Here is a 16,743-nt window from a genome sequence, read left to right on the forward strand (position 1 = left end):
CATGGTGAGATTTTTCAGGATCATTGCCCCCATACAGGGAGGGTATACCAATGGTAGGCTACAAAGACACCTATGCAAAGTGGCGCGATGATCCGACTGAATTCTGGGCACAGGCGGCATTAGAGATTGATTGGATCAAGGCACCCCAACTGGTGCTGGATGACACAAACCCGCCGCTGACGACATGGTTTCCGGATGCCATTTGCAACACCTGCTACAATGCCGTTGATCGCCATGTCGAAGCCGGAAAAGGCGCGCAAACCGCGATCATCCATGACAGCCCCGTCACGGGCAAGACTACCAAGATCACCTATGATGCACTGCTGGACCGCGTATCGCGCGTAGCCGGCGTGCTTACCGCGCGCGGCATCACCAAAGGCGACCGCGTTGTGATCTATATGCCCATGATCCCCGAGGCCCTGATCGCGATGCTGGCTTGCGCCCGCATCGGGGCGGTGCATTCCGTGGTTTTTGGCGGCTTTGCCGCGCATGAGCTGGCCGTGCGCATTGATGACGCAGCCCCCAAAGCGGTCGTGGCCGCCTCTGCGGGTATCGAGGGGCAGAAGGTCATCGCCTACAAACCCCTCATTGACGGCGCTATTGCACGCGCCGACCATAAACCCGACTTCACGATGATCCTTCAGCGTCCCCAGCTTGAAGCCGAAATGACCGAAGGCTTTGATCTGGATTGGGCCACCGAAGAAGCCGCAGCAAGCCCTGTCGGATGCACCCCCGTTGGCGGTGCCGATCCGCTTTATATCCTTTACACCTCTGGCACGACGGGCCAACCCAAAGGCGTGGTACGGCACAATGCAGGCCATATGGTCGCGCTGAACTGGACAATGAAAAATATCTACAACGTCAAAGCAGGGGATGTGTTTTGGGCCGCGTCTGATGTGGGCTGGGTCGTGGGCCACAGCTATATCTGCTACGGGCCGCTTGTGGCGGGCTGCACAACCGTAGTGTTCGAGGGCAAACCCATTGGCACGCCCGACGCCGGCACTTTCTGGCGGGTCATCGAAGAGCATGACGTCAAGGTCCTGTTCACCGCCCCCACGGCCCTGCGCGCCATCAAGCGCGAAGATCCCGATGCAAAATATCTGACCAAATACGACCTGAGCGGCCTGCAAGCACTGTTCCTCGCTGGCGAGCGCGCAGACCCTGACACCATCAAATGGGCGCAGACACATCTGCAAAAGCCGGTGATCGACCACTGGTGGCAGACAGAAACCGGCTGGGCCATCGCGGCCAATCCGCTGGGGATCGAAGAACTGCCGGTCAAGCTTGGCTCTCCTGCTGTGCCTATGCCGGGCTATGCCATCGACATTCTGGATGAGGGCGGCAATCCAATGCCGGACGGAGAGCTGGGCGCCATTGCGATCAAACTGCCGCTGCCACCCGGTGCCCTACCCACGCTTTGGAATGCCGAAGAACGCTATAAATCCGCCTATCTGCAAACTTTCCCCGGCTATTATGAAACCGGTGATGCGGGCATCAAGGACGAAGACGGCTATTTGTATATCATGGCGCGCACGGATGACGTGATCAACGTGGCCGGACACCGCCTGTCCACTGGCGCGATGGAGGAAGTTCTGTCCAACCATCCCGATGTCGCCGAATGTGCCGTGATCGGCATTGGTGATGCGTTAAAGGGGCAGGCTCCGTTGGGGCTGGTGTGTCTGAACAACGGGGTTGACCGTTCCGAAGAAGAAGTTGCCAAGGAATGTGTCGCCCTTGTTCGCAAGGAAATCGGCCCCGTGGCCGCATTCAAACGCTGCATCGTGATTGACGCCCTGCCCAAGACACGCTCAGGCAAGGTTTTGCGCGGCACGATGGTGTCCATCGCGGATTCCAGACCGTGGAACCTGCCTGCAACAATTGACGACCCTGCCACGCTTGACGCTATCGCCGCGCGCATTGCCGGCATGGGTGAGACGACCTCCTGACCCGCCAGTGTCCACAGGAGACGCAGGATCAAACACGCTGAGCCCGGCTTCCACATCGAAGCCGATCAAACCGACCCCAAGAGGAGATACAAGATGTCTACAGATGCAAAGCCGAAGACATATCCGCCCAGCGCCGAGATGGTCGCAGGTGCCCATATCAATGCGGCGAAATACGACGAGATGTACGCCGCTTCTCTTGCTGATCCTGATGCGTTCTGGGGCGAACAGGGCAAGCGACTGGATTGGATCAAACCCTACACAACCGTGCGCGATGTCGATTTCACCTTGGGCAATGTGCATATCAACTGGTACGCAGACGCCACGCTGAATGTCTCGGCCAATTGCATCGACCGGCATCTGGCCACACGCGGCGATCAAACGGCGATCATCTTTGAGCCCGACGACCCCGAAGAAGGCGCCCAGCACATTACCTATACCGCGCTGCATGATGCAGTCAGCCGCATGGCGAATGTGCTCAAGGATCAGGGCGTGGGCAAAGGCGACCGTGTTGTGATCTATCTGCCGATGATCCCCGAGGCCGCCTATGCCATGCTGGCCTGTGCACGGCTCGGGGCGATCCACTCGATCGTGTTTGCGGGCTTCTCACCGGATGCTTTGGCGGCACGGATCAACGGGTCGGATGCCAAGCTGATCATCACCGCCGATTACGCCCCCCGCGGCGGGCGTAAGACGCCGCTCAAATCCAACGCCGATGAGGCGCTGCTGCATTGCAAGGACACGGTCAAATGCCTTGTGGTAAAGCGCACAGGCGGCCAGACCACATGGGTTGCAGGACGCGATCTGGATTATGGCACGCTTGCTGCTGCGGCCTCAAACGACTGCCCGCCCGTGGAAGTCGGCGCAGAAGACCCGCTGTTCATCCTCTACACCTCCGGCTCGACAGGCCAGCCCAAAGGCGTTGTACACAGCTCGGGCGGCTATCTGGTCTATGCCGCGATGACCCAAGAGCTGGTATTCGATTACCATGAAGGCGATGTGTATTGGTGTACGGCCGATGTCGGTTGGGTCACGGGCCACAGCTATATCGTCTATGGTCCGCTGGCCAATGGTGCCACCACGCTGATGTTTGAAGGCGTGCCCACCTACCCCGACGCCAGCCGTTTCTGGCAGGTTTGCGAAAAGCACAAGGTAAACCAGTTCTATACCGCCCCTACGGCGATCCGCGCATTGATGGCCAAAGGGCCGGAATTTGTCGAGAAATGCGACCTTAGCAGCCTCAAGATGCTGGGCACCGTGGGCGAGCCGATCAACCCCGAAGCGTGGAACTGGTACAATGATGTGGTCGGCAAGGGCAAACTGCCCATCGTTGACACATGGTGGCAGACCGAAACCGGCGGCCACCTGCTCACCCCGCTGCCCGGTGCCCATGCGCTCAAACCCGGCTCGGCGATGAAACCGTTTTTCGGGATCGAGCCTGTGGTGCTGGAGCCAACAACGGGCGAAGAAATCCACGATACCGCCTGTGAGGGCGTGCTTTGCCTCAAAGGCAGCTGGCCGGGCCAGATGCGCACCGTCTGGGGCGATCACGAGCGTTTTGAAAAGACCTATTTCTCGGATTACCACGGCTATTACTTTACCGGCGATGGGTGCCGCCGCGACGAGGATGGCGACTATTGGATCACGGGGCGTGTGGACGATGTGATCAACGTATCCGGCCACCGCATGGGCACTGCCGAAGTGGAAAGCGCACTGGTGGCGCACCGCCAAGTCGCCGAAGCAGCGGTGGTTGGCTATCCGCACGCAATCAAGGGCCAAGGCATCTATTGCTACGTCACTTTGATGAACGATGAAGAACCCACCGAAGAGCTGCGTGCAGCGCTGCGCACATGGGTGCGCACAGAAATCGGCCCGATTGCGGCACCCGACCTGATCCAGTGGTCCCCCGGCCTGCCGAAAACACGATCAGGCAAAATCATGCGCCGCATCCTGCGCAAAATCGCCGAGAACGACTTTGACGCGCTGGGCGATACCTCGACGCTGGCCGATCCATCTGTGGTGGATGAGCTGATCGAAAACAGAATGAACAAGGAGTGAAAGATGCGTGACTTTAGCACAGTACCTGTTGTGATGTTGCTGGGGCCTCCGGGTGCCGGAAAAGGCACGCAGGCAAAGAGACTCGAAGATCATTTTGGTCTGATCCAGCTGTCCACCGGCGATCTTTTACGTGCGGCTGTGGCAAATGGCACAGAGGCGGGCAAAGCGGCCAAATCCGTTATGGAGGCAGGCAATCTGGTGAGTGATGACATCGTGATTGCCATCCTGCGCGACCGTCTGGGCGAGCCGGATTGCGCCGCCGGTGTGATCCTTGACGGCTTCCCGCGCACGATTCCGCAGGCCGAAGCGCTTGACGCGCTGCTGGCCTCGCAAAATGCGGCTGTTCACGCGGCCATCAGCCTTGAGGTCGAGGATGACGCAATGGTTGAGCGTATTTCAGGCAGGCACACATGCGGTGGATGCGGTGAAGGCTACCACGACACGTTCAAACCGCCTGCTATCGCGGGGAAATGCGACAAATGCGGCAGTGACGATTTCCGCCGCCGCGCAGATGACAACCCCGATACCGTACGCCACCGGCTGGTGGCGTACCACAATGAAACCGCTCCGCTTATCGCTTTCTATGCGAATGCCGGCGCGTTACAAACAATCGACGCGATGGGAGAGATCGACGCCATAACAAAAACGCTGCAGCAGATGGTTGCCCCCATCATTGCAGACGTGCGCGGCCCCCTCGCCGACCAACAAACAACAACAAGAAAAACTCAAATGGAGGAAACACAATGAGTGAACAACCGGACCCAAAGGCATATTGGGCCGCCAATATGCGCGTCATCAAGATCAGCTTGATCATATGGGCCATCGTGCCTTTCGGCTTTGGCATCCTGCTACGCCCGCTGCTGTCAGGTATTCAGGTCGGCGGCACCGATATCGGCTTTTGGGTCGCCCAACAGGGCTCGATCCTTGTGTTTCTTGCGATCATCTTTTTCTACGCCTGGCGCATGAACAAGCTCGACCGTGAACACGGCGTGGAGGAATAAGCACAATGGAACAATTTACCATTAACCTGCTGTTTGTGGGCGCGTCTTTTGCGCTCTACATCGGCATTGCGATTTGGGCCCGTGCCGGGTCCACGTCCGAATTCTACGCTGCTGGTCGCGGCGTTCACCCCGTCACCAACGGCATGGCGACAGCGGCTGACTGGATGTCGGCGGCTTCCTTCATCTCGATGGCGGGTCTGATTGCCTTTACCGGCTATGACAACTCTTCCTTCCTGATGGGTTGGACCGGCGGCTACGTGCTGCTTGCGCTGCTTCTGGCACCCTACTTGCGCAAATTCGGCAAATTCACCGTGTCCGAGTTCATCGGTGATCGTTTCTACTCCCCAACCGCACGTCTGGTTGCTGTGATCTGTCTGATCATCGCCTCAACAACATATGTGATCGGTCAGATGACCGGTGTGGGCGTGGCCTTTGGCCGCTTCCTTGAGATCTCCAACACAGCCGGTTTGCTGATTGGTGCATGTGTGGTGTTCGCTTATGCGGTGTTTGGCGGCATGAAGGGTGTGACCTATACGCAGGTGGCACAATACGTCGTGCTGATCCTTGCCTATACGATCCCTGCTGTGTTCATCTCGTTGCAGCTGACCGGCAACCCGATCCCGGGTCTGGGTCTGTTTGGCGAGACCGCCAATACCGGCGGCGAAGGCAGCGTGTACCTGCTGCAAAAGCTTGATCAGGTTGTGACCGATCTGGGCTTTGCCAGCTATACCGACGCACATATGGACACGATGAACATGGTCTTGTTCACCCTGTCGCTGATGATCGGTACAGCAGGTCTGCCCCACGTCATCATGCGGTTCTTTACCGTGCCGAAAGTATCTGACGCACGTTGGTCCGCCGGTTGGGCGCTGGTGTTCATTGCACTTTTGTACCTCACAGCTCCGGCTGTTGGTGCGATGGCACGTTTGAACATCACCAACCTGATGTGGCCAAATGGCACAAACGGCGAAGCGGTATCGGTTGAGGATATTCAAACCGCGCCCGAGTATAACTGGATGCAGACATGGCAGAAGACCGGTCTTCTTGATTGGGAAGACAAGAACGGCGATGGCAAAATCCAATACTACAACGACAAATCGGACGCCATGAACGAGCGTGCGGCGGCCAATGGCTGGGAAGGCAACGAGCTGACCAAGTTTAACCGCGACATTCTCGTGCTGGCCAACCCCGAAATCGCAAGCCTGCCGGGCTGGGTGATCGGCCTGGTGGCAGCGGGTGGCCTTGCGGCGGCTCTGTCCACAGCGGCCGGTCTGTTGCTGGCGATTTCCTCGGCGGTGAGCCACGACTTGCTCAAGGGGCAACTGACCCCCAACATGTCCGAGAAGTCCGAATTGTTATCGGCACGTATTGCGATGGCTATTGCGATCATTGTGGCGACAATTCTTGGCCTCAACCCACCCGGATTTGCGGCGCAAACTGTGGCTTTGGCCTTTGGCCTTGCGGCGGCGTCTATCTTCCCTGCGTTGATGATGGGTATTTTCTCGACACGGGTGAATAACGTCGGCGCGGTTGCGGGTATGTTGTCCGGTCTGATCTTTACGCTGGTTTATATCTTCCTGCACAAAGGTTGGCTGTTTATCGCAGGCACAAACGCCTTCCCTGATACGGTTGACGGATCGCTGTTCGGCATCCAGTCCACCGCCATCGGTGCGGTTGGTGCGGCGATCAACTTTGCGGTTGCCTTTATCGTGTCCAGCATGACCAAAGAGACCCCACAAGAGATCAAGGATCTGGTAGAAAGCGTGCGCGTACCTGCCGGTGCGGGCGAAGCCATCGACCACTAAAACCAAAAGGTCCGGCGCGCACCTGCGCCGGACCTACCTCCGACCGAAGGGCGCATTTGTGACAATCGACCGACCAACCATTCTGTCCTATCTGCACCCCTATGACGCGTTGTCCACTGACGTGCGTCGCGAAATTCTTGAACAAAGCGATCAGATTGACGTGGCCCGGGGTCAGCGCATCTATAGCTTTGGTGACCCGATGAAGGGTCTGTATATCATCCGCAGCGGTCAGGTCTCGATCACCGACGCGCACGGCGCGCGGCTGTCGCTGCTCAACCGCGAGAACTCGTTCGGGGAACGCGGGTTGATGCGCGACGGGCGTGCGGCAACCACGGCCACCGCCGACGAAGACTGCAGCCTGCTGTGCATTCCCGCCCCCTTGTTTCGTGACCTTTGCGCAAGGTATGATTTTTTCCAGCGCTTTTTCGAACGCAAGCGCCCTACCGTTTCGAGCAGCCCTGCAGATGTAGCCAATGTGCCCGTCAGTGCCCTGATGGCTGCAAATCCCGCCGCCTGCCCCGAGACAATGCCTCTGACCCAAGCGGCCCGCATGATGCGGGACAAGCGGATATCATGCTTATGCATTGTGTCGGGTTCCCGTCTGACCGGCATCGTGACCCTGCGCGACATCGTTAACAAAGCCGTAGCCGAAGACCTGCCCAAAGACACGCCCGTCAGCGCCATCATGAGCCCGACCCCCCGTGTCCTGACGCCTTCGGCGATCGGTTCGGACGTTTTACGCATGATGATGGAACACCGTCTGGGTCACCTGCCCGTGGTATCAGGTGACCGTCTGATCGGCATGGTCACCCAGACCGATCTCACCCGCTACCAGGCCTCCAACGCCGCGAGCCTTGTGGCTCAAGCAGCCCAGGCAACATCAGTCGAGGCACTTGCGCGGCTCACCCAGCGTATCCCGAAGCTACTGGTGCATCTGGTGGCCACAGGCAATCGTCATGATACCATCACGCGGCTGATCACCGACATTGCCGATGTCGTCACCCGCCGCCTGTTGAGCATGGCGGAAGATAAATTTGGCCCCCCGCCCGGCAGGTATCTTTGGGCTGCGTGCGGGTCTCAGGGGCGTCAGGAACAAACAGGTCTATCGGATCAGGATAATTGCCTGATCCTTGCCGATGACATTTCGCCGGCACAACGCAGCTATTTCCAGCCCTTCGCGCAATTTGTCTGCGACGGGCTAGCCGCTTGCGGCTATGTCTATTGCCCCGGCGATATGATGGCCACCAATCCGCGCTGGCAGCAGCCACTGTCGGTCTGGCGCGAATATTTTCAAGGCTGGATCGCAAGCCCCGTCAAAGAGGCGCAGATGCTGGCCTCTGTCATGTTCGACCTGCGCCCCATCGGCGGGGATGAGACCTTGTTTGACGATCTGCAGGCCGAAACACTTGGCGGGGCCGCTGCCAATTCGATCTTTACAGCACATATGGCCACAAATGCGCTGACCCATGCGACGCCTTTGGGGTTATTGCGCGGGCTGACAACAATCCGCGCAGGCGAGCACCGCAACACGATTGATACCAAACTCAACGGTGTCATCCCTGTTGTCGATCTGGGCCGCATGTATGCGTTGCAAGGTCGCCTGCCCCAACTTAACACCCGTGCGCGTCTCAGCGCGGCCCGCGCTGCTGGCATCATCAGCGCCAGCGGCGGCAGCGATCTGCTGGACGCTTATGATTTCGTGGCGCAAACGCGGCTGGATCATCAGGCGAACCTGATAAAAGGCGGCAAGGCGGCGGATAACTTTCTGCCGCCCGCAACACTTTCAGGGTTTGAACGCAGCCATCTGCGTGACGCCTTTGTAGTCATCAAAACAATGCAATCTGCCCTCATGCAAGGGCGTGGCGTTCTTACCTAGGCAAACAAGGAACTCAGGATGTTTTTCGAACTCATCGGCACGATTGTCGCAGGCGTGGCTGCAGCCCTTCTGGTCTGGGCCATCAACCGGACCCTCAAGGGCCGCCTTCCCTCATGGCTGGTGCCTGTTGCAGCAGGTGCGGCCATGCTCGCCGCTACCATCTCAACCGAATATAGCTGGTTTTCACGCACGCAGTCCAACATGCCCCAAGGGTTTGTCGTCACCGAGACTGTGCAAGAAAGCAAATTCTACCGCCCGTGGACCTATATCAAACCCTTTACCACCCGCTTTATTGCAGTCGATCAGGCCACTGCGCGCAGCAATCCCGCCTTTCCCGATCAACGGATGGTCGATCTGGTCATCTACGGGCGCTGGACACGCACGGCTAAAATTCCCGCCCTGTTCGATTGCGCGGCACATGCCCGCGCTGATCTGGTGGACGGTGTCGATTTTGGCCCCGATGGCGAAATCCTGAATGCCGTTTGGCTTCCCATGGAGGCGGACGCACCTGTCTTGGTCGCCGCCTGCACACAGGTGTAACATGCGCCGCTTGAGCCTACGCACACGGATTTTGCTGTTCTTCTGCCTGCTTGCCCTGTCTAGCACGGCAATCGTGTTTTGCGCCTTGTGGGTCGGCTATCGCCAACTGGACGAGCCACAGGCCCTGTCAGCGTTCATCACCGCAGGGCTGCTGGCCGGATTTGGCATCACCGGCGTAATCGCCGCGATTTGGCTTTTGTTTGATGATAACGTCAGCAAACCGATCGAGGCCATCGCCGCCAGCCTGCGCGTCCGCGCCCATGCCCAAGTCAGCACGCCGATTGACACCGCTTCGGCCCCCTATCTGGGCGATCTGGCCCCTGCTGCTTCGGCAATGGGCATTGTATTACAGGATGTTGTGCGGTCGCGTGCAGAAACCACCGCAAGGGAGCTCACCGAAATTACCGCGCAGCGCGACAGGCTTGTCGAGATCCTCTCGGACATGCCCATTGCCACCTTCCTTGCCACAGCAAATCACCAGCTGGTGCTATACGACGGGCAAGCCGCCGCCCTGATGGAGCGCGTGGGCGCCGCGCGGCTGAAGACATCGCTGTTTGACTATTTCAACGAAGTCGCGATCAGGAATACCCTTTCCCAGATGCGCGAGACAGGCAAAGACAGGATGAGCATCAGCGTCGTTTCAAAATGCGACAGGGTGTATTCGGGTCACATCCGCACTTTCCAACCTGATGCGGGATATACCCTGATGCTCAAACCGCTTGAACCATCAAGCGCGCGGCCCCTGACCTATGATTTTGAACTGCTGACGGCAACGCAATCCGGCCCCCTGATGGAAACACCGCTGCGCGAGCTTGTCTATGTGGTGTTCGACACCGAAACCACGGGACTTGAGCCGCAAAGCGACGAGGTCGTGCAATTGGGTGCCGTGCGGATCGTGAATGGAAAAGTCGTCACCAGCGAGGATTTCGAGACATTGGTAAATCCCGGCATACTAATTCCGAAACGCTCGACCCAAGTGCACGGTATCGACAACAGCATGGTCGCGGATGCGCCGGACTTCACCGAAGTCTGTAAAAAATTCCACGCCTATGCTGCCGATTCAATCCTGATTGCTCATAACGCCGCCTTTGACATGGCGTTCCTGCATCGACGTGCCGCGACGCTCGACATCGGGTTTGACCATCCGGTTCTGGACACAGTTCTGATGTCGGCCGCAATTTTCGGGGCCTCTGCGGTGCATACATTGGACGCCATCTGTGCGCGTCTGGACATCACCATCCCTCAGGACAAGCGGCACACTGCCATGGGTGATGCCATCGCAACATCTCAGGCCTTCATGGCCATGATCGCCATTTTCGAAGGCCGGGGCATTACCACACTCAATGCGCTTCATGACGAGATTGAAAAACACCGCAAAATCCTCAAAAGCTGATCCACCGGACGGATCAAGCCCCAACAAACGGATAAAGGGTGCCCCTTTGGACACCCTTTATCTTGGTTTAGCGGTGAGAGACCGATTTTAGTTATCAAGAATGGAAAATAATAAAATCCTAATGGAAAAAACCTAGCAAAACCGATTTATCGCGTCAACCTGAGCGTGTATCCCTGCATATCTGGTGGCGGATTGTCGCCACTTGCATACGTGCAGCCGCTGCCGGAGCATGTCTGAAATCTACCCGCGCGCCTAAATAACCATCGCTAAAGGGCCTGTCATTGCGCGGTCCCAAGCCGCTATTTTATTTGCGGTCGACGCCAGCGCTCTGTCCGCTAGGTTAGGCGCATAGGAAATACACGGCAGGCCTGCCCGATCACAATGTTTTATGTCAGATACCCTTACGCCCCTATGGCTCCAAGCCGGAACAAATCCCCCATCCACCCTGAGATAACGACATCACCACGGCATCCCGCGGGGTGCAGCGCAGGCGTGGCAAGAATATTCACCAAGAGGATTTCGAAATGACACCGAAAATCATCGCGACCCAACCTTTCGAGGGCCAAAAGCCCGGCACCTCGGGTTTGCGCAAAAAAACCCGCGTGTTCATGCAGCCGCATTATCTGGAGAACTTCGTACAGGCCACGCTGGACGCGATTGGCGGTGCACAGGGCAAGTGCTTTGTGGTTGGCGGTGACGGGCGGTATTTCAACCGCGATGCCATTCAGACAATCCTGCGCATGGCAGCAGCCAACGGAGCTGCCGAAGTGATCGTGGGCCGGAACGGTATCCTGTCGACCCCTGCTGTTTCGCATCTGATCCGACTGAATGAAACCGACGGCGGATTTATCCTCTCGGCCAGCCATAACCCGGGCGGCATTGATGAGGATTTCGGCCTCAAATTCAACGCAGCCAATGGCGGTCCAGCGCCTGAAAACCTCACGGCGAAAATCTATGAGGCCACGACAGCAATGGCCACCTACAAGACGCTGGAGACAGACGATCTTGACCTTGATCAACTGGGCGAAACCCGGTTGGGCGCGATGCTGGTACGGGTTGTCGATCCGGTAGAAAGCTATCAGACCTTGATGGAAAGCCTGTTTGACTTCGGTGCGATCCGTACGCTTTTCGCGGGCGGTTTTACAATGCGCTTTGACGCGATGCATGCGGTGACCGGCCCCTATGCTACGGCAATTCTCGAGGGCGCATTGGGTGCCCCTGCGGGCACGGTGGTCAATGGCATCCCTCTTGAGGATTTCGGCAAAGGCCACCCTGACCCCAACCCCATCTGGGCAAAGACCCTTATGGACGAAATGATGTCTGACACGGCCCCCGATCTGGGTGCTGCATCCGATGGTGACGGCGACCGCAACATGATCGTCGGGCGCGGTGCCTATGTGACCCCCTCCGACAGCCTTGCTGTGCTGGCCGCCAATGCGCATCTGGCCCATGCATATGACAAAGGGCTCGCCGGTATTGCGCGCTCGATGCCGACCAGTGCTGCCGCTGACCGAGTGGCTGCGAAACTGGGCATCGAAGCCTTCGAGACCCCGACGGGCTGGAAATTCTTCGGCAACCTGCTGGATGCAGGGCGCGTGACGCTTTGCGGCGAAGAAAGTGCAGGCACAGGTTCAAACCATGTGCGCGAAAAGGATGGGCTTTGGGCTGTGCTGCTGTGGCTCAATATTCTGGCTGTGCGCAAACAATCGGTTGCGGAAATCATGCAGAGCCATTGGGACGAATTTGGCCGCGACTATTATTCCCGCTATGATTTCGAAGCCGTGGCCACCGATAAGGCAAATGCATTGATGGAAGGGCTGATCGCCAAGCTGCCAACGCTTGCAGGGCAGCAGGTGGGCGGCTTGATCGTGGCCTCTGCGGATGAGTTTTCCTACCTCGATCCCGTAGACGGATCCGTCAGCAACCATCAAGGCATCCGGATTGGGTTTGAAGGCGGCGGCCGCGCCGTGTTCCGCCTCTCTGGCACTGGCACCGAAGGGGCAACCTTGCGCGTTTACCTCGAGCAATTCTCGGGCGCGCAGGGCGACACCGGTCAAGAAACCCAAGCCGCGCTCACAGCGGTCTGGCAAGCCGCGCAAGAGGTCAGCGACATGGCCCGGCACATCGGGCGCACGACGCCCGATGTCGTCACCTGATCAGATTTGGCGCGGCGGGAGGCATTTGCTCCGCCGCGCCTGTCCTTCAAACAATCTAAACCGCAGCCACGGCATCCAGATCGACGTTAAGCCCGCCCTGCTCGACGATATGGCGCACCACTTCTTGAGCCCCCTCACCGTGGCGCAAGGCGCAAAAGACAACCGGCAGCGCCCCGCGCATCCGCGCCGCATCGCGTGCCATAACATCCAAAGAAGCCCCCACATGCGGGGCAAGATCGGTCTTATTGATGACCAGCAAATCGGATTTGGTGATGGCCGGCCCCCCTTTGCGCGGGATTTCCTCGCCTGCGGCGACGTCGATCACATATAGCGTAAGATCAGCGAGCTCGGGGCTGAATGTCGCCGAGAGATTGTCGCCACCGCTTTCGATCAGCACCAGATCAAGATCCGCATGGCGCTCCTGCATCTGTGCAACAGCGGCAAGGTTGATCGAAGCATCCTCACGGATTGCCGTATGCGGACAGCCCCCCGTCTCGACTCCGATCACGCGATCCTGTGGCAGGATTTGCATCCGCATCAGGGCTTCGGCGTCCTCCTGAGTATAGATATCATTGGTAATCACCCCCAATGATACATGCGGATGCAATGCGCGCGCGATTGCCGCTGTGAGGGTTGTCTTGCCCGCGCCCACGGGGCCGCCGATGCCCACGCGTAGGGGGCCGTTCATTTTTGTCATGTGCGAAAAATCCTGTGGTTAAGAGTTTCGTGGCGCATCGCTGCAATATCAGAGGCAAAGGCCGCGCTCATCAGCCCATGCAGCCCTTCTTCGCCAGCTTGGGCTGCGACCTGCGTGCAGAGCTGGCTGAGATGCTGCAAAACACCCTGCCCCTCGGTCTGGCCCAGCGGGACAAGGCGGACAGCACAAGAGACAAGATTGGAGATAAAAGCCTGTAGATAAAGGCTGGTGGTTAAGGCGATCGGCAGATCCAGCGCCCGCGCAGCATAACCCACAGCAACCGGAAAGCTAAGCGCGGGCAGATTGGCATCCCAAACCGCAGCAGTGGTGCGTGAAAAGGCATCGCCCTGTTGCAGGCTCTCCATTAGGCGCTCGGCGCTGGGGGCAAAGGCGCGGGCATGAGCATCGAGCGCACGCACGGTGTCCTCATCCTCGCAGGCATAGGCCGCATGCACAAAAATCGCATCCGTATGCCCCGTCCCCTGTTCCAGCACATCACTCAGCCAAACCTCAAGCCCCTGTGCCGACGTCACCCGTCCATCCTGAATAGCTGTCTCGAGCCCATGCGAATATGCAAAACTGCCCAGCGGATAGGCCGGAGAAAACCATTGGTTCAGGATCAGGATCGGATCAGTGGGCATGATCGTGGCTGTGCGCGTGGTCATGATCATGAGCCGTATTGCCGTGTTCATGGCTATGGGTGCGACCATGACCATAGGCCCCGCCCTCTGGCGTGAAGGCGCACTCAATCGGTGTTACTTTGGCACCTAGATGCTCAAGCATGTGACCGATAACGGGATCATTCTGAATCAACAGATGGTCCGCCTCGATTTGGCAAGGCGTGTGGCGGTTGCCGATATGCCATGCCAGCTGCACCAGATTGGCACCTGTTACCTTCAACAGCTCCTCGGGGGCGGCGATGATCTCGATCAGGGTCCCTCCCTCGACCTCCAAAGCATCCCCATGGGCAAGCGATGTGGTTTTGGGCAGATCAACCAGCACACGCGCGCCCGCCGCTGTTTCAATCACCTTACGGCGCAGAAAACGCGCATCATAGCTAAGGGCGCACTGATCGTTGGCAGTGTCCCACGTGCCCGCAGGGCAAAGTGTTTGGGCGAGGAGTTGGGTCATATTAAACCTTTATTTACCGAGATACGTAAGCCTGAAGGCATGGATGGAATCAAAATCATTGCAGATGAACTAGGCGAGGTTAGTGCCCGAATTCACGAGCTGGAAGCGCAGGCTGAAAAGCTGCGCCAATACCTGATCAACTATCGCCCCGACGGCCCCGTGCGCGGCGTGCATTACACCGTGAACGTAACCGAAAAGGTCCAATTCACCTTCAACACCGCCTTGTTGCCCGACAGTATCCTTGAAGACCCCGCGTTTTGCCGCCGGTATCTGGATATGGACAAACTTCCCGCGCTCATCCGCGATGATGACTGGTATTACAGGGATGTCTTCGACCCCGCCTTGCTGGGCGACGAAATCCGGCAAGATCCACGGTATAACACCGTGAATGTCACCACCTACGTTTCCGCAAAAGCGCATAACGCCCCCTCTCAGAACATGAAGTAACGCTGTGCCATGGGCAGCACCTCGGCTGGCTCACAGGTGAGCAGCTCTCCATCTGCGCGCACTTCATAGGTTTCGGGGTCAACCTCGACCTGTGGCATTGCATCGTTGAGGACCAGGTCCTTTTTGCCGATATTGCGGGTATTTTCCACGGCGATGGTCTTCTTGGCTAGGCCCAGCGCGGCCCCCAAACCATCCGCATGGGCAGCGCCCGAGACAAATGTGACCGAGGATTCAGTGAGCGACCGACCGTAAGCCCCGAACATCGCACGGGAATAAACCGGTTGCGGCGTGGGGATCGACGCATTTGGATCGCCCATTTGCGCCACTACAATTGTGCCCGCCATCAGCACCATTTCGGGCTTCACCCCAAAGAACGCAGGGTTCCACAGCACCAGATCCGCGCGTTTGCCCACTTCGACCGAGCCAATCACATGGCTCACCCCTTGGGCAATGGCAGGGTTGATGGTGTATTTGGCAATATAGCGGCGCACGCGGAAGTTGTCGTTATCGCCGGTTTCTTCAGGCAGGCGCCCGCGTTGTTTGCGCATCTTATCAGCCGTTTGCCATGTGCGGATCAGCACCTCACCCACGCGGCCCATGGCCTGACTGTCAGAGGCGATGATCGAAAACGCGCCCATGTCGTGCAGGATATCCTCGGCCGCGATCGTCTCACGGCGGATGCGCGACTCCGCAAAAGCGATGTCTTCGGGGATGGATTTATCCAGATGGTGGCAAACCATCAACATATCCAGATGCTCTTCGACGGTGTTCTTGGTGAAGGGCCGTGTTGGGTTGGTTGAGCTGGGCAGAACGTAGTCTTCGCCACAAATTTTGATGATGTCCGGCGCGTGACCGCCGCCTGCTCCTTCGGTGTGGAAAGCATGGATGGTGCGGCCCTTCATGGCCCCAACAGTATGCTCCACAAAGCCGGATTCGTTCAATGTGTCAGTGTGGATCATCACCTGCACGTCCATCGCATCTGCCACCGACAGGCAGCAATCAATGGCCGCAGGCGTTGTGCCCCAATCCTCATGCAGCTTCAGCGCACAGGCCCCGCCCCGCACCATTTCCTCAAGCGCTGCGGGCTGGCTGGCGTTGCCCTTGCCCGACAGGCCGATATTCATGGGGATGCCGTCAAAGGCTTGTAGCATCCGGCCAATGTGCCACGGTCCGGGTGTGCAAGTGGTGGCCAGCGTACCATGCGCAGGGCCGGTTCCGCCGCCAAAACTGGTGGTCACACCTGAATGCAGGGAATCCTCCATCTGCTGCGGGCAGATAAAGTGAATGTGGCTGTCCATACCGCCAGCGGTCAGGATACGCCCCTCACCTGCGATAACTTCGGTCCCCGGACCCACGATGATGTCCACGCCGGACTGCGTATCAGGATTACCCGCCTTGCCAATGGCATGGATCAACCCGTCCTTCAGCGCCACATCGGCCTTGTAGATGCCGGAATGATCTACAATCAGCGCGTTGGTGATGACCGTATCCACCGCACCGCCCGCACGGGGCACCTGACTTTGGCCCATGCCGTCACGGATCACCTTGCCGCCGCCGAATTTCACTTCTTCGCCGTAAGTGGTGAGGTCGCGCTCAACCTCGATGATGAGATCCGTATCAGCCAGACGGATGCGGTCACCGGTGGTGGGGCCATACATGGCGGCATATTGATTGCGGGGGATTTGGGCGGGCATTG

At 58.3% G+C, this 16,743-nt stretch carries 14 protein-coding genes; 10 read left to right on the plus strand and 4 right to left on the minus strand.

Translation table 11 applies throughout. From position 1 onward, the window contains the following. Positions 1-50 precede the first annotated feature (50 nt). From ABJM03_RS02420 to ABJM03_RS02460, 9 genes are all read left to right on the plus strand, one after another. Positions 51-1,946: a propionyl-CoA synthetase gene (locus ABJM03_RS02420; RefSeq protein ID WP_348415293.1), complete on the plus strand. Its 1,896-nt coding sequence runs from the start codon at positions 51-53 to the stop codon at positions 1,944-1,946. A 93-nt stretch (positions 1,947-2,039) separates the two neighbouring features. After that, positions 2,040-4,001: an acetate--CoA ligase gene (gene acs / locus ABJM03_RS02425; RefSeq protein ID WP_348415294.1), complete on the plus strand. Its 1,962-nt coding sequence runs from the start codon at positions 2,040-2,042 to the stop codon at positions 3,999-4,001. A 3-nt stretch (positions 4,002-4,004) separates the two neighbouring features. Beyond that, complete coding sequence (locus tag ABJM03_RS02430; protein ID WP_348415295.1) at positions 4,005-4,748, plus strand: adenylate kinase; 744 nt, start codon at positions 4,005-4,007, stop codon at positions 4,746-4,748. Next, positions 4,745-5,002 carry a DUF4212 domain-containing protein gene (locus ABJM03_RS02435; protein ID WP_348415296.1) on the plus strand — a complete coding sequence of 86 codons (258 nt, stop codon included), beginning with the start codon at positions 4,745-4,747 and terminating at the stop codon, positions 5,000-5,002. The genes ABJM03_RS02430 and ABJM03_RS02435 overlap by 4 nt, the downstream gene beginning before the upstream one ends. Positions 5,003-5,007: 5 nt before the next feature. Next, the gene (locus ABJM03_RS02440) at positions 5,008-6,807 is read left to right on the plus strand and encodes a sodium:solute symporter family protein (RefSeq protein ID WP_348415297.1); all 1,800 of its coding nucleotides are present in this window, start codon (positions 5,008-5,010) and stop codon (positions 6,805-6,807) included. A 58-nt stretch (positions 6,808-6,865) separates the two neighbouring features. Continuing rightward, entirely contained in the window at positions 6,866-8,683 is a 1,818-nt protein-coding gene (locus ABJM03_RS02445; RefSeq protein WP_348415298.1) for a DUF294 nucleotidyltransferase-like domain-containing protein, read from the plus strand. An 18-nt stretch (positions 8,684-8,701) separates the two neighbouring features. Then, a complete protein-coding gene (locus tag ABJM03_RS02450; protein ID WP_348415299.1) occupies positions 8,702-9,223 on the plus strand; it encodes a hypothetical protein in 522 nt (173 codons plus the stop codon). Between the two features lies 1 nt (position 9,224). Further along, a complete protein-coding gene (locus tag ABJM03_RS02455; protein ID WP_348415300.1) occupies positions 9,225-10,616 on the plus strand; it encodes a 3'-5' exonuclease in 1,392 nt (463 codons plus the stop codon). Positions 10,617-11,140: 524 nt separating this feature from the next. Further along, positions 11,141-12,772, plus strand: a complete 1,632-nt coding sequence (locus ABJM03_RS02460) for an alpha-D-glucose phosphate-specific phosphoglucomutase (protein WP_348415301.1) — start codon at positions 11,141-11,143, stop codon at positions 12,770-12,772. Between the two features lie 55 nt (positions 12,773-12,827). On the opposite strand, the gene ureG is transcribed toward ABJM03_RS02460, so the two are convergent. Genes ureG through ABJM03_RS02475 form a run of 3 tightly spaced genes read right to left on the minus strand, consistent with a single transcriptional unit; the run spans position 12,828 to position 14,600 of the window. After that, a complete protein-coding gene (gene ureG, locus ABJM03_RS02465) occupies positions 12,828-13,469 on the minus strand; it encodes an urease accessory protein UreG (RefSeq protein WP_348415302.1) in 642 nt (213 codons plus the stop codon). Beyond that, positions 13,466-14,134, minus strand: a complete 669-nt coding sequence (locus ABJM03_RS02470; RefSeq protein WP_348415303.1) for an urease accessory UreF family protein — start codon at positions 14,132-14,134, stop codon at positions 13,466-13,468. The genes ureG and ABJM03_RS02470 overlap by 4 nt, the downstream gene beginning before the upstream one ends. Beyond that, on the minus strand, positions 14,100-14,600 hold the full coding sequence (locus tag ABJM03_RS02475) for an urease accessory protein UreE (protein WP_348415304.1): 501 nt from the start codon (positions 14,598-14,600) through the stop codon (positions 14,100-14,102). The genes ABJM03_RS02470 and ABJM03_RS02475 overlap by 35 nt, the downstream gene beginning before the upstream one ends. A 39-nt stretch (positions 14,601-14,639) precedes the next feature. Here ABJM03_RS02475 and ABJM03_RS02480 point away from each other — a divergent pair, with 39 nt between their 5' ends. After that, positions 14,640-15,047, plus strand: a complete 408-nt coding sequence (locus ABJM03_RS02480) for a hypothetical protein (RefSeq protein ID WP_348415305.1) — start codon at positions 14,640-14,642, stop codon at positions 15,045-15,047. Here the strand turns inward: ABJM03_RS02480 and ureC are convergent. Further along, positions 15,032-16,741 (minus strand): urease subunit alpha, encoded by a 1,710-nt coding sequence (gene ureC / locus ABJM03_RS02485; protein WP_348415306.1) that lies wholly within the window; start codon positions 16,739-16,741, stop codon positions 15,032-15,034. The two genes, ABJM03_RS02480 and ureC, sit on opposite strands and share 16 nt — an antisense overlap. Positions 16,742-16,743: the final 2 nt, after the last annotated feature.

This window comes from Sulfitobacter sp. (assembly GCF_039977885.1).
Lineage (GTDB): Bacteria > Pseudomonadota > Alphaproteobacteria > Rhodobacterales > Rhodobacteraceae > Sulfitobacter.

Coding starts and splice junctions, on each gene's coding strand:
- ABJM03_RS02420 (WP_348415293.1), top strand. CDS start 51: ATGGTAGGCTACAAAGACACCTATGCAAAGTGGCGCGATGATCCGACT.
- acs (WP_348415294.1), top strand. CDS start 2,040: ATGTCTACAGATGCAAAGCCGAAGACATATCCGCCCAGCGCCGAGATG.
- ABJM03_RS02430 (WP_348415295.1), top strand. CDS start 4,005: ATGCGTGACTTTAGCACAGTACCTGTTGTGATGTTGCTGGGGCCTCCG.
- ABJM03_RS02435 (WP_348415296.1), top strand. CDS start 4,745: ATGAGTGAACAACCGGACCCAAAGGCATATTGGGCCGCCAATATGCGC.
- ABJM03_RS02440 (WP_348415297.1), top strand. CDS start 5,008: ATGGAACAATTTACCATTAACCTGCTGTTTGTGGGCGCGTCTTTTGCG.
- ABJM03_RS02450 (WP_348415299.1), top strand. CDS start 8,702: ATGTTTTTCGAACTCATCGGCACGATTGTCGCAGGCGTGGCTGCAGCC.
- ABJM03_RS02455 (WP_348415300.1), top strand. CDS start 9,225: ATGCGCCGCTTGAGCCTACGCACACGGATTTTGCTGTTCTTCTGCCTG.
- ABJM03_RS02460 (WP_348415301.1), top strand. CDS start 11,141: ATGACACCGAAAATCATCGCGACCCAACCTTTCGAGGGCCAAAAGCCC.
- ureG (WP_348415302.1), bottom strand. CDS start 13,469: ATGACAAAAATGAACGGCCCCCTACGCGTGGGCATCGGCGGCCCCGTG.
- ABJM03_RS02470 (WP_348415303.1), bottom strand. CDS start 14,134: ATGACCACGCGCACAGCCACGATCATGCCCACTGATCCGATCCTGATC.
- ABJM03_RS02475 (WP_348415304.1), bottom strand. CDS start 14,600: ATGACCCAACTCCTCGCCCAAACACTTTGCCCTGCGGGCACGTGGGAC.
- ABJM03_RS02480 (WP_348415305.1), top strand. CDS start 14,640: ATGGATGGAATCAAAATCATTGCAGATGAACTAGGCGAGGTTAGTGCC.
- ureC (WP_348415306.1), bottom strand. CDS start 16,741: ATGCCCGCCCAAATCCCCCGCAATCAATATGCCGCCATGTATGGCCCC.